General features: G+C 64.0%; 12 protein-coding genes. 9 read left to right on the top strand and 3 right to left on the bottom strand.

Annotation, left to right across the window (positions count from 1 at the left end; translation table 11 throughout):
* Positions 1-74: 74 nt before the first annotated feature.
* The 8 genes from AOT83_RS09790 (at position 75) to eutC (ending at position 8990) form a co-directional block, all read left to right on the top strand.
* Positions 75-1328 (top strand): bifunctional 3,4-dihydroxy-2-butanone-4-phosphate synthase/GTP cyclohydrolase II, encoded by a 1254-nt coding sequence (locus AOT83_RS09790; protein WP_030093516.1) that lies wholly within the window; start codon positions 75-77, stop codon positions 1326-1328.
* On the top strand, positions 1325-1813 hold the full coding sequence (gene ribH / locus AOT83_RS09785; protein ID WP_030093515.1) for a 6,7-dimethyl-8-ribityllumazine synthase: 489 nt from the start codon (positions 1325-1327) through the stop codon (positions 1811-1813). Before AOT83_RS09790 ends, ribH begins: the two co-directional genes overlap by 4 nt.
* A complete protein-coding gene (locus tag AOT83_RS09780; protein WP_057965946.1) occupies positions 1810-2280 on the top strand; it encodes a PH domain-containing protein in 471 nt (156 codons plus the stop codon). The genes ribH and AOT83_RS09780 overlap by 4 nt, the downstream gene beginning before the upstream one ends.
* A gap of 121 nt (positions 2281-2401) precedes the next feature.
* Positions 2402-3679, top strand: a complete 1278-nt coding sequence (locus AOT83_RS09775) for a helix-turn-helix domain-containing protein (RefSeq protein WP_057966036.1) — start codon at positions 2402-2404, stop codon at positions 3677-3679.
* A 103-nt stretch (positions 3680-3782) separates the two neighbouring features.
* Positions 3783-5306 (top strand): aldehyde dehydrogenase, encoded by a 1524-nt coding sequence (adh, locus tag AOT83_RS09770; RefSeq protein ID WP_057965945.1) that lies wholly within the window; start codon positions 3783-3785, stop codon positions 5304-5306.
* A gap of 74 nt (positions 5307-5380) precedes the next feature.
* Positions 5381-6808 carry an ethanolamine permease gene (gene eat / locus AOT83_RS09765; RefSeq protein ID WP_057965944.1) on the top strand — a complete coding sequence of 476 codons (1428 nt, stop codon included), beginning with the start codon at positions 5381-5383 and terminating at the stop codon, positions 6806-6808.
* Positions 6805-8217 (top strand): ethanolamine ammonia-lyase subunit EutB, encoded by a 1413-nt coding sequence (locus AOT83_RS09760; RefSeq protein WP_057965943.1) that lies wholly within the window; start codon positions 6805-6807, stop codon positions 8215-8217. The genes eat and AOT83_RS09760 overlap by 4 nt, the downstream gene beginning before the upstream one ends.
* The gene (eutC, locus tag AOT83_RS09755) at positions 8217-8990 is read left to right on the top strand and encodes an ethanolamine ammonia-lyase subunit EutC (RefSeq protein WP_057965942.1); all 774 of its coding nucleotides are present in this window, start codon (positions 8217-8219) and stop codon (positions 8988-8990) included. The genes AOT83_RS09760 and eutC overlap by 1 nt, the downstream gene beginning before the upstream one ends.
* Positions 8991-8999: 9 nt before the next feature.
* Here eutC and AOT83_RS09750 read toward each other — a convergent pair whose 3' ends face one another.
* The 3 genes from AOT83_RS09750 to AOT83_RS09740 are packed head-to-tail and all read right to left on the bottom strand — an operon-like array spanning position 9000 to position 11928.
* Positions 9000-10943, bottom strand: coding sequence for a gamma-glutamyltransferase family protein (locus AOT83_RS09750; protein WP_109394819.1), 1944 nt, complete (start codon positions 10941-10943; stop codon positions 9000-9002).
* Between the two features lie 19 nt (positions 10944-10962).
* The gene (locus tag AOT83_RS09745) at positions 10963-11595 is read right to left on the bottom strand and encodes a hypothetical protein (protein WP_030093507.1); all 633 of its coding nucleotides are present in this window, start codon (positions 11593-11595) and stop codon (positions 10963-10965) included.
* A gap of 18 nt (positions 11596-11613) precedes the next feature.
* Complete coding sequence (locus AOT83_RS09740; RefSeq protein ID WP_030093506.1) at positions 11614-11928, bottom strand: hypothetical protein; 315 nt, start codon at positions 11926-11928, stop codon at positions 11614-11616.
* A 268-nt stretch (positions 11929-12196) separates the two neighbouring features.
* Here AOT83_RS09740 and AOT83_RS26755 point away from each other — a divergent pair, with 268 nt between their 5' ends.
* Complete coding sequence (locus AOT83_RS26755; RefSeq protein WP_030093505.1) at positions 12197-12523, top strand: heme-binding protein; 327 nt, start codon at positions 12197-12199, stop codon at positions 12521-12523.
* Positions 12524-12549: the final 26 nt, after the last annotated feature.

The raw sequence follows: 12549 nt of genomic DNA, 5'->3' as shown, positions 1-12549 counted from the left end.
CAGCGCTCGAATCGTTCGATTTGCGGTGGTTCATAATTAACATGCCCCACACGCCCCTAACGAGAGTGGTCCCCATGACCAGGTTGGACAGCATCGAACGCGCTGTCGCCGATATCGCCGCCGGTAAGGCCATCGTCGTCGTCGACGATGAGGATCGGGAGAACGAAGGCGATCTGATTTTCGCCGCGGAGAAGGCCACCCCGGAGTTGGTGGCGTTCATGGTGCGATACACGTCGGGCTACCTCTGCGTGCCGCTGGCCGGGGAGGATTGCGATCGCCTCGGACTGTTGCCTCAATACGCGGTGAATCAGGACAAGCACGGCACCGCGTACACGGTCACCGTCGACGCGAAAAATGGTATCGGGACCGGGATTTCGGCGTCTGATCGCGCGGCGACAATGAGGCTGCTGGCCGATGCGACGAGCGCACCCGATGACTTCACGAAGCCGGGTCACGTTGTTCCGTTGCGCGCCAAGGATGGTGGGGTGCTGCGTCGCCCGGGCCACACCGAGGCCTCGGTGGATCTGGCGAAGCTGGCGGGGCTACGGCCCGCCGCGGTGATCTGCGAGATCGTCAGCCAAAAAGACGAGGGCGCGATGGCCCAAACCGAGGAACTGCGGGTCTTCGCCGACGAACACAACCTTGCCCTGGTGTCGATCGCGGACCTGATCGAGTGGCGCCGCAAGCACGAGAAGCATGTGGAGCGGATCGCTGAGGCGCGGATTCCCACTCAGCACGGAGAGTTCCGCGCGGTGGGCTACACGAGCATTTACGACGACGTCGAGCATGTGGCACTGGTGCTGGGCGATATTTCGGGGCCCGAAGGTGACGGCAATGACGTGTTGGTGCGGGTGCACTCTGAGTGTTTGACCGGCGACGTATTCGGTTCTCGCCGTTGTGATTGCGGTCCGCAGCTGGACGCGGCAATGGAGATGGTGGCCAAGGAGGGGCGTGGGATCGTGCTGTACATGCGCGGCCACGAGGGGCGCGGTATCGGCTTGATGCACAAGCTGCAGGCCTACCAATTGCAGGACGCCGGTGAGGACACTGTGGATGCGAACCTCAAGCTCGGTTTGCCTGCCGACGCGCGTGACTACGGTTTGGGCGCGCAGATTTTGGTGGACCTCGGGGTGAAGTCCATGCGGCTGCTGACCAACAATCCCGCCAAGCGTGTGGGGTTGGACGGGTACGGCCTGCACATCATCGAGCGGGTGCCCCTGCCGGTGCGCGCCAACTCGGAGAATATTCGATACCTGCGTACCAAGCGGGACCGGATGGGGCATGACTTGGCGGATCTTGACGATCACCCTGAGGCCGACGGAGCGTGAGCGGCGAAGGCATCCCGTCACTGAAGGTCGGTGACGCATCGAGTCTCAGCCTGGCGATAGTGGCCAGCACCTGGCACGACCAGATCTGCACCGCGCTGCTGGAGGGCGCCAAGCGGGTAGCAGCTGACGCGGGAATCGATCGTCCGACCGTGGTCCGGGTTCTGGGCGCCATTGAGATACCCGTCGTGGCGCAGGCACTGGCCCGTACCCATGACGCCGTCGTTGCGCTCGGGGTCGTAATCCAAGGTGAGACACCGCATTTCAACTACGTGTGCGACGCGGTGACTACTGGGCTGACCCGTGTCTCGCTGGATACCAGCACACCGGTGGCCAACGGGGTGCTGACCGTGAACAACGAGCAGCAGGCCCTCGACCGTGCCGGTCTGCCGGAATCCTCCGAAGACAAGGGCGCCCAGGCAGCGGCGGCCGCGCTCGACACCGCGCTTACCCTGCGCCGGCTCCGTCAGCCGTGGACCGAGGCGTGACCCAATCGCCACGGGACGACGCTTGGGAACTCGTCCTCAAACCGCATCTCTCGCCGTACTTTGTGTACGCCGCCGCCTTCATCATCGCGGCCGCGCATGTCGCGGTGGGGGTGCTGCTCAAGATCTCGCCCAATAGTGGGGTGATCTTCAAGACCTCCGACCAGATCGGTATCGCGTTGGTGGGCTTTGTCATCGCGGGTGTGGTCCTCATGTTCGCGCGTCCGCGGGTACGTGCCGGTGTGGTGGGGATCGAGGTACGTAATGTGCTGGGTCCCAAACTCATCCCGTGGTCCGAGGTAGTCGGAGTCTCATTTCCCGCCGGTGCGCAGTGGGCACGGCTGGACCTGGACGACTACGAATACGAGCCGTTGATGGCAATTCAGGCCATCGACAAACAGCGGGCCGTCGAAGCGATGGACGCGCTGCGCGGGTTGGTCGTCAAGTACACGGAGCCGTCCCCGGCTTAGCCGGTCATGAGCGGGCCGGACGGCCATCTCACGCAGTTTCCGGTCCTGGCGGCGATGTCCACGTATCGTGGCAATACCGACCGTGCCTGCGAAGATGGCCAGGGCAGAGAGCTTGGAGAACGTGGCGACTACGAGAACTACCGCGCGCCGCGGGGGTGTTCGGGCGTCCCTGGCGTCCGTACGTAACGCGCACGACCTCTTTGTGGCGGGCCAGGTAGACGGTTCGTATCTGGAATCGATACCGCTGCCGCGCCTCGTCACTGAAAGCTGGCAGCGGAGTCTGGCGACCGGCGTCGATCCCGACCGTGGTCCCGGCGAGGCGGCCGCCGCGAGGAGCCTGACCGAGCTGCGCAGCAGCCATCCGCTGGCCGGCGCGCTGCCCGTCATCCGTCGTCTGCTCGTGGACCATGCCACGGATTCGGGCGTACTTGTCGGGGTTACCGCTGCTGACGGCGCACTGCTGTGGGTGGAAGGCGACGCGGGCGCGGGCCGCAAGGCGGCGTCGATGAACTTCGTGCCCGGTGCCGACTGGAGCGAGCGGGCCGTGGGCACGAACGCCCCCGGTACCGCCCTTGCCCTGGATCGGGAGGTGCAGATCCGTGGCAGCGAGCATTTCTGCAGGCTGGTCCGGCCATGGTCGTGCACCGCGGTGCCGATACACGACCCGCTGACCGGTGAGCCCCTGGGAAGCATCGATCTCACCGGCGGTTCGGCCGTTGCATCGGCCCAGACGCTGGCCTTGGTCCGTGCGACGGCAGTCGCCGTTGAGCATTTCATCGCCCTGAACTACCCGCGGCGGGGCCAGCCGGAAAGTGATGCCGAACCGCGTGTGACGCTGCTCGGCGCTGACCGCCCGATTTTGCGCACCGGCGGAGGACAGCGTCGGCTGTCCGGTCGCCATGCCGAGATCATGGCGCTATTGCTGCGCCACCCGGAGGGTCTGAGCGCCGACCATCTGGCGATACTGCTCGACGAAAATGATCTCGACGTCGTCACCATTCGCGCCGAAATGTCGCGATTGCGGCGCATTGTGGGGGACGAGCTGATCGGGTCCCGCCCGTACCGGCTGCTCGAACAGGTGGGAAGCGATATGGGTGATGTCTTCGCCGCGCTTCGATCCGGAGATATCGCCAGGGCGATGGACCACTACTCGGGCCAGCTGTTGCCGCGTTCGGCGGCGCCGGCCGTTGCGCGGCTGCGCCTGGAGCTGAGCACCAGTCTTCGCGGCGCTGTGCTTGCAGACGGTGATCTGCAGCTGCTGCGCCGTTGGCTCGACCTGCCGGAGGCGCGCGATGACCGCCAGGGATGGCAGGCGCTGCACGATCATCATGGTGCGGGCGTTGTCGGCCGCTCCTCGGCGCGCGGCCACCTCGTTGCGTTGGACTCCGATCTCGCCTGAGCACCGCCACTGCTGGCCGAAAGTTGCAACCGTGCTGCAACGGGCCTAAACCTACCTTCAGTGATCACCGACACATGTGATGTCTTGAAGGTAGGAGAACGCCGTGACTGTTTACGCCCGCCCGGGTGCGCCGGGATCGCTGATGACTTTCGCATCCCGCTACGAGAATTTCATTGGCGGGCAATGGGTTCCCCCGGCCGAGGGCCGATACTTCGAGAATCGCACGCCGGTGACGGGGGAGGTGTTCTGCGAGATACCGCGTTCCGGTGAGGCCGATGTGGAGAACGCTCTCGATGCTGCACACGCCGCGGCTCCAGGCTGGGGTAAGACCTCGCCGGCCGATCGTGCGCTCATCCTCAACCGGATTGCCGACCGGATGGAATCCAACCTGCAGTCCATTGCCGTGGCCGAGTCGTGGGACAACGGCAAGCCCGTCCGGGAAACCCTGAACGCAGACATCCCGTTGGCCATCGATCATTTCCGGTACTTCGCCGGTGTCCTTAGGGCGCAGGAGGGTTCACTCTCGCAGATCGACGAGGACACTGTCGCCTACCACTTCCACGAGCCCCTCGGCGTGGTCGGGCAGATCATCCCGTGGAACTTCCCGCTGCTGATGGCGAGTTGGAAACTCGCCCCGGCCATCGCCGCGGGCAACACGGTGGTGCTCAAGCCCGCCGAACAAACCCCGGCATCCATCCTGTACCTGTTCTCTCTCATCGGTGATCTTCTGCCTCCCGGTGTGGTGAACATCGTCAACGGGTTCGGGGTGGAGGCGGGTAAGCCACTGGCATCCAGCAGCCGGATCGCCAAGATAGCCTTCACCGGCGAAACCAGCACCGGCCGGCTGATCATGCAGTACGCCAGCCAGAACCTGATTCCGGTCACCCTGGAGCTCGGTGGCAAGAGCCCCAACCTCTTCTTCTCCGACGTGATGGTCGCCGGTGACGATTTCCAGGACAAGGCCCTGGAAGGGTTTACCATGTTCGCGTTCAACCAGGGTGAGGTGTGCACCTGTCCTTCGCGGAGCCTGATACAGGCCGACATCTTCGATGAGTTCCTGGAGCTGGCCGCCATCCGTACCAAGGCCATCCGCCAGGGTGATCCGCTGGACACCGAGACGATGATGGGGGCGCAGGCCTCCCACGAGCAGCTCGAAAAGATCATGTCGTACATCGACATCGGCAAATCCGAAGGGGCACGGCTGGTTACCGGTGGTGAGCGGGCCGAGCTCGGGGGCGATCTGTCGGGCGGTTACTACGTGACACCCACGGTCTTCGCCGGCACGAACTCGATGCGGATCTTCCAGGAGGAGATCTTCGGGCCGGTGCTGGCCGTGACCTCCTTCGCGGACTACGACGACGCCGTCGCCATCGCCAACGACACTCCGTACGGGCTGGGCGCCGGAGTGTGGAGTCGCAACGGCAACATCGCCTATCGCGCCGGGCGTGACATCAAGGCCGGCCGGGTGTGGACCAACTGCTATCACCAGTATCCCGCGCATGCCGCCTTTGGCGGCTACAAACGGTCGGGTATCGGCCGCGAGAACCACAAGATGATGCTGGATCACTACCAACAGACCAAGAATCTGTTGGTGTCCTACAGCTCCAAGGCGCAGGGCTTCTTCTGAGCAACGCCACTGGCGACATCACCCGAAAGCGAAGTCATTCACCTGAATTGATCTGTGGAGAGCAAGGAAACGATATGGCGACCACCAAGCACGGCCTCGTCGAGGAGCATCTGGAAAGCGCGGACTATCTGCGCAAGCGCCAACTCAAATCGGGGAGCGCGGGCTGGCTGCTGCTGGCCGGTCTCGGCGTGAGTTACGTGGTGTCCGGCGACTATTCGGGCTGGAACTTTGGCCTCGGTCAAGGTGGTTTCGGTGGGCTGGCCATCGCCACCGTGGTGATCGCTGGCATGTACTTGGCACTGGTGCTGGGGATGGCCGAACTCTCGTCGGCGCTGCCGACGGCCGGCGGCGGTTACACCTTCGCGCGCCGTGCGCTCGGCCCGTGGGGCGGATTTGCTACGGGCACAGCAATTCTCATCGAATACTCGATCGCTCCGGCCGCCATCGCCACCTTCATCGGCGCGTATGTCCAATCGCTGGGTCTGTTCGGCATCACCAACGGATGGTGGGTTTACCTGGCCGCCTATGCGTTGTTCATCGGGATCCACCTATCCGGGGTTGGCGAGGCGCTCAAGGTGATGTTCGTGATCACCGCGATCGCCTTGGTGGGCCTGTTGATCTTCGCGGTTGCGGCGGCCGGCCAGTTCGACGTTCACAATCTCACCAACATCGCGGTCGATGCGGGCGCGGCCGGGGCCTCTAGTTTCCTGCCGCATGGATACCTGGGTATCTGGGCGGCCATCCCGTTCGCGATCTGGTTCTTCCTGGCCGTCGAGGGTGTACCGCTGGCAGCGGAGGAGACCGCCAATCCGGAACGCAATGTGCCGAGAGGGATTATCGCGGCGATTGGCGTGCTGCTGGTGACCTGTGCGATCGCACTGGTGCTGACCACGGGTGCCGGTGGCGCGGAACAGATGTCGGACTCGGGCAATCCGCTGGTCGAGGCGCTCGGCCACGGCACTGCCGCCAAGCTGGTCAACTACATCGGCTTGGCCGGACTCATCGCCAGCTTCTTCTCGATCATCTACGCCTACTCACGACAGCTGTTCGCGCTCTCGCGTGCGGGCTATCTCCCGACGGTGCTGTCGGTGACCAATTCGCGGAAGGCGCCCACGCTGGCGCTGATCGTCCCCGGCGCTATCGGGTTCGCGCTGTCGTTGACGGGGCATGGCGACCTGCTGCTCAACATGGCGGTCTTCGGTGCGGCCCTGAGCTATGTGCTGATGATGGTCAGCCACATCGTGCTTCGCGTGCGCGAGCCCAACATGCCGCGGCCGTACCGTACCCCGGGCGGTGTGGTCACCACCGGCTTCGCTTTGGCCATCGCGGTGCTGGCGGTCATAGCCACCTTCCTGGTCAACCCGGTCGCTGCGGGCTTGTGCCTGGCGGTGTTCGCGGCATTCATGGTCTATTTCGCGCTGTACAGCCGCCACCGTTTGGTGGCGAATTCGCCCGACGAGGAGTTCGCGATGCTGGCGGAGGCGGAAAGCGAGCTCACGTGAAGTACCGGCAACAGGTCGCGGGAGTCAGCTACGCCTTCGACGGGCTGGTGGACGTGATGGCCAAGGCGACGCCGCTGCGGTCGGGTGATCAGCTGGCCGGCTGCGCGGCGGAGTCTGATGCCGAACGGGCAGCCGCGGCATGGGTTCTCGCGGACCTGCCACTCGACACTTTTCTCAACGAAGCGGTGGTGCCCTACGAAACCGATGAGGTGACCCGGCTGATCATCGACAGCCACGATCGTCGCGCCTACTCGGACATCTCGCATCTGACGGTAGGCGGCTTTCGGGATTGGTTGCTGCAGAGTGCTTCCCGCGACGACGGCGCTCAGCGCATCGCTGCCGTGTCTGCCGGGGTAACCCCGGAGATGGCGGCGGCGGTCAGCAAGATCATGCGCAATCAAGACCTGGTCGCGGTCGGGTCGGCGATGCGGGTGAGCGCGGCTTTCCGCACCACGGTCGGTGGCGTGGGCACGCTGGCCACCCGGCTACAACCGAATCACCCCACCGACGATCCCCGGGGTGTCGCCGCAGCCGTGCTCGATGGACTGCTTCTGGGGTGCGGTGACGCGGTGATCGGTATCAACCCGGCGACCGATTCGCCGGAAGCCACCTCGGAGCTGCTTCATCTGATGGACTCCATCAGGTCGCGCTACGACATTCCGACCCAGTCATGCGTCCTGTCACACATCACCACCACCATCGGATTGATCGAGCGGGGCGCGCCGGTAGATCTGACGTTCCAGTCGATCGCCGGCACCGAGGGCGCCAATTCTGCTTTCGGAGTGAACATTGCGTTGCTGCGTGAAGGTCGCGATGCGACCCGGGCGCTGCGGCGCGGGACCGTCGGTGACAACGTCATGTACCTCGAAACCGGGCAGGGTTCGGCGCTGAGCTCCCAGGCCCACCTGGGTACCGGCGATAAACCTGTCGATCAGCAGACCCTCGAAACGCGCGCCTACGCGGTGGCCCGCGATCTGGAGCCATTCCTGGTCAACACCGTTGTCGGATTCATCGGGCCGGAATACCTCTACGACGGAAAGCAGATCATCCGCGCCGGATTGGAGGACCACTTCTGCGGCAAGCTGCTTGGTCTGCCGATGGGTGTCGATGTTTGTTACACCAACCACGCAGAGGCAGATCAGAACGACATGGACACGCTGCTGATCCTGCTTGCCGCGGCCGGGGTGGCATTCGTCATCACTGTTCCCGGCGCCGACGATGTGATGCTCGGCTACCAGAGTCTGTCGTTTCATGATGTCCTGCAAGCGCGCCGGACGCTGGGCCTGCGTCCGGCACCCGAGTTCGAACAGTGGCTGCGTGCCATCGGAATGGTCGACGAAGCCGGCGCTCTCACCCCCTTTGATGTGACGAGCTCGCCGTTGCGTGCGCTGACGGCATCGGGCGCCTGATGACGACAGGTGATGTTGCCCGCCAAAAGTTTTGGAAAGAACTGAGGTTGAACACCCAGGCCCGGATCGGTCTGGACCGGGCGGGCAATGCGCTGCACACGCGGGATGTGCTGGACTTGGCCGCCGCGCACGCGGCCGCCCGCGATGCGGTCCACGTGCCCCTGGACACCGAGCGTCTCACCGCCGAAGTCGGTGGTATCGGACTGGGGACACCCACGGTGGTCACCAGTCAAGTGAGTTCGCGCGCAGAGTATTTACGCAGACCCGACCTCGGGCGGTTGCCGGCGGACTTGTCGTCGGTGCCGCGGGAAGGCGCCGATATCGGCTTCGTGCTGGCCGATGGTCTGTCACCCACGGCCCTCATGCGCCACGGCGTCCCACTGCTGTGCGAACTCGTTCTGCAGCTTGGCGTTTCCTACACCCTGGCCGCACCCGTGATCGCCACGCAGTCCCGGGTGGCGCTGGGCGATCACATCGCCGCGCAGGGACGGTACCGCACGCTGATTGTGATCATTGGCGAGCGTCCGGGCCTCAGCGTTGTCGACAGCCTCGGCATCTATCTCACGCATCTGCCGCGCCCGGGTTGTACCGACGCCGACCGCAACTGCATTTCCAATATCCACCCGCCGGACGGGCTCAGTTACCGGGAGGCCGCACACATCGCGGCGAGTCTGGTCGGTGGCGCGCGCCGGTTGGGCCGTTCTGGCGTGTCACTCAAGGACACTTCGCGCGCGGGCGTGATCGACGGGGCCGGGCAGGGCGAGTTGGGCTGATTTGGGTGCTTACCCCGTGTCACCCATGACGAGGCCCTCACGGCGCGGATCCGCACCGCCGATCCACCCCTGACCTCGTCGCACCAGCGCCGACAGCCCACTGGACTGGTCGGCGACATCGACAGTGTGTCCGCGACTGCGCAGCCCTTGGACCAGTGGATCATCGGAGCCGTTGTTGTGCGCGTCGATGTTGGGGTGTTCTCCACCGACGTTTGTCTTGCGTGAGTTGTTGGCGCCGAAGTCCACCATGGAAACCGCCTGTTGCGGGTCGAGTCCCCAATCCAAAATGCCGACAAGGGTTTTCACCACGAATTGGATGATCACCGCACCGCCGGGAGAACCCAGCGCCAGCAGCAGGGCGCCACGCTTGCCGGACTCCGCACGTTCGAAGACCAGGGTGGGGGCCATGGAGCTGCGCGGCCGTTTTCCTGGTTGTAGCCGGTTGGCAATGGGAAGCCCGTCCTTGCCCACGGGCTCGGCGGAGAAGTCGGTGAGCTGATTGTTGAGGATGAAGCCGTCGACCATGTGGAATGAGCCGAATGCGGATTCCACTGTCGTGGTGAGCGATGCGGCATTGCCTTGCCTATCGACGACCGTCACCTGGCTGGTGCCGTGTTCGGGAGTGGACACCGCGGCAGAGGCTGGAACGTTGAATTCGCCGGGCCTGGCGGTGCCCATCGTCTTATCGCCGGAGATCAGCCTGGCACGTGCGCTGAGGTAGGTCGGGTTGAGCAGGGTGTTGGGTGAATTACCCGGCAGTGCCACGAAATCGGTATCGGCGACGTACTTGTCGCGATCGGCGTAGGCCAGCCGCTCGGCCTCCGCGATGTAGTGCACTCCGTCCACCGTGGGTCTACCGCCGTCCAGGTCGACGTCGGTGGGGCGGTAGGAGGCCATCGGAAAGTTCTGCAGGATGCCCAGGGTGGCGGCGACGGCGATGCCACCCGAGGATGGTGCCGGCATGCCGCAGATTTCGTGATCGCGGTATGTGGTGCAGAGGGATTCACGGCGCTTGGCCGTGTACCCGGAGAGATCGGCCGTCGTCATCAGGCTCGGGGTGCGGCCGGACGAGGTATCTGCTGCCGCCGCGACGATATCCTCGGCGATGGCGCCCCGGTAGAACGCTTCAGGTCCGTCGGTGGCCACCGCGCCGAGGGTTTTCGCGTAAGCTGGATTGGTCAGCCTGGTCCCCGCGGATTTCGCTGATCCGTCGGGGTTGAGAAAGTACGTGCCCGCCTCGGGATCGATGGCAAGGCCGGCCGCCGAGTCGCTGATGGCGGCGGCGAGGCGCGGACTGATCTCGAAACCTTCGTCGGCCAATTGAACTGCCGGTGTGAACAAATCGCGCCATGAAACGGTGCCATGCGCGGAATGGGCGTCGTGGAGTAAACGAAGAATGCCGGGAACCCCGATGGAGCGGCCCGATGATCGGGCATCGGGAATGGGCTTGGCTCTGTTGGCGTCATCGATCCAGCGCAGATAGTTTTCGGTGGCGGCCGCGGGAGCCACCTCGCGGCCGTCGTATGTCTCGACGGCACCGGTCTTGGCGTCGTAGTAGACGAGGAAACCTCCGCCACCGATCCCGGAGGATTGCGGCTCGACGAGCCCGAGGACGGCTTGCGCGGTGATCAATGCGTCCGCCGCGGAGCCGCCGTCGCGTAGCACCCGGCAGGCCGCCTGGGTGGCCAGCGGGTTGGCCGTCGCGACGGCAAAGCTGGCAGTGCGTACGGCAGTCATGCCCGTGCGATAGCCGGTCGCGACCTCGGGGTTGGTGGAGATATCGCGTTCCCCGGAGGGACCCGCAGTGGCGGTGTTCGTGACGGGAACGCCATTGGTGACGATGCTGCACGGCTCGGATCCGGCGCCCGGACGCATTGCGTGGTCGGTCGAGCAGCCGACCGTCACGAGTGCGGCGAGGGCGAGGACGGCTAGCGGTCGTGGTGGAATCCTCACAGTTCCATGACGTTAGCGGCTACCGCGTGAGATCCACCGGGTGGTAGGAGAAACCGATTTCGACGGGCGTGTTGGTGAGTTCAGAACTCCGGGCGGACAGCACCGACTGGCCATCGGGATCGATCGTGACGGTCAGCGGGATCGCGGTGCCCTTGCTGTTGGTTACTGCCGGGGATGCGAACATCCCGACCAGCAGTGGCGGCTGATCCGGACCAGCATCGGATTCGATCAGCAGCGTGGTGTCATGACGCACCCAGTGTGTGCCCGCGGGAAGCGCGAGGTGCAGGTTGTAGTCGAACGAGTCGGAAGGGTTCTTCTTCACGATGGTGAAGTACTCGCCGCCGTCGACAAGGGGAGTCACCGTGAAGTCGGTGTCGGCAGACCGATAGGTCGCCTCTCCGTCGGGGCCCCATTCGGCGGGCATGAGGGGTGCGCTGTCGGGCAGGTGGATTGTCAGCAGCTCGCCGGGTTTACCGGTCCTGACCTTGATGCCCTCCTGCGCGAAGACGGGAAGTATCGCTGTGCGCGTGGCGGCTTCAGAATTCGGTGCGGGTGCCGGGGTGTCGGGATCGGCCGCGGCGATCGCGGGTGACAAGGCGATCCCGCTCATCGTCAGCAATGCGGTGGCCAGGGAACTAATGCCGAACTTCATTCAATTCGTCCTTCTGTGTCAGCACGCCAGCGTGACGTGGGCGACCTTGGTGGAGACTGGAACTGATGTCGGCCTGTTGCGCATATCACGCGCGCTGGCGACGTTGGAAACCGGCGATTGCTGATTGACGGATTGGACGGTGCAGTTATCTGGATGACCGGATCCGATTCTCGTCACGGTGACGCGATAGCCGCTGGCCTGCAGGCTGTTGATCACCGCATCGGCGTCGTTCGACGGTCGGGCCTGCGCGTGAATCGCCGTCGCCAGAGAAAAGCTGGAAGCCGCTACGAGCAGGACGGGTATGAATCCACTAGGCAATCTACGCACCGTCATAAAGCCCTCACCTTGTAGTTGATTCTCTTTTCAGGCTAGCCGATCACACGCGCCGCGTCTGGAAGCCCGTGATTCTGAGCTGCGTTAAGTGCGGGGCCCAGCCCGGTCGGGTGCGGATACGTGCCGGGTTGTCGCATGAACAGCAATCCAACGATTGAGCCTGACCAAGTAAACAGCTACCCATCAATGGGTTAACAACGTTAGCTCGATGCTACTGTTGTTTATGCGAATAGCCGTGGCGAAGGTGATGTCTGGATATGTCTCGTCGATGCTTATCGGGGGTGTATTTCTTTGTAATATTGCTCACGCAGACCCAAGTGCCGAACCGCCCGACTGCTCGGCTGCTGACTTAGCGGGGATTGTGGCGGGGGTTTCCGCCTCGGAATCGGTCTATCTGCACACACACCCTGACGTGAATGACTTCTTGTCCGGTTTGAAGGGCAAAAATGCTAAGGAAATTCGTACTGAACTGCGGCAGTACATGAGCTCACACCCGGATGTAAAACAAGATCTTCAGGATATTCGTCGGCCACTCACCGATTTCAAGAGCAGGTGCAGTGCCGAGTCGCTTGAATCAGTCGGCGATTCGGAATAGGGGGCAATGGCGATGCGTAGTGTTGC

The organism is Mycobacteroides sp. H001 (assembly GCF_001440005.1).
Taxonomy (GTDB): Bacteria; Actinomycetota; Actinomycetes; order Mycobacteriales; family Mycobacteriaceae; genus Mycobacterium; species Mycobacterium gwanakae.
This window is presented reverse-complemented; position numbering and strand designations above follow the sequence as displayed.

Coding starts and splice junctions, on each gene's coding strand:
- AOT83_RS09790 (WP_030093516.1), top strand. CDS start 75: ATGACCAGGTTGGACAGCATCGAACGCGCTGTCGCCGATATCGCCGCC.
- eat (WP_057965944.1), top strand. CDS start 5,381: ATGGCGACCACCAAGCACGGCCTCGTCGAGGAGCATCTGGAAAGCGCG.
- eutC (WP_057965942.1), top strand. CDS start 8,217: ATGACGACAGGTGATGTTGCCCGCCAAAAGTTTTGGAAAGAACTGAGG.
- AOT83_RS09745 (WP_030093507.1), bottom strand. CDS start 11,595: ATGAAGTTCGGCATTAGTTCCCTGGCCACCGCATTGCTGACGATGAGC.
- AOT83_RS09740 (WP_030093506.1), bottom strand. CDS start 11,928: ATGACGGTGCGTAGATTGCCTAGTGGATTCATACCCGTCCTGCTCGTA.
- AOT83_RS26755 (WP_030093505.1), top strand. CDS start 12,197: ATGCTTATCGGGGGTGTATTTCTTTGTAATATTGCTCACGCAGACCCA.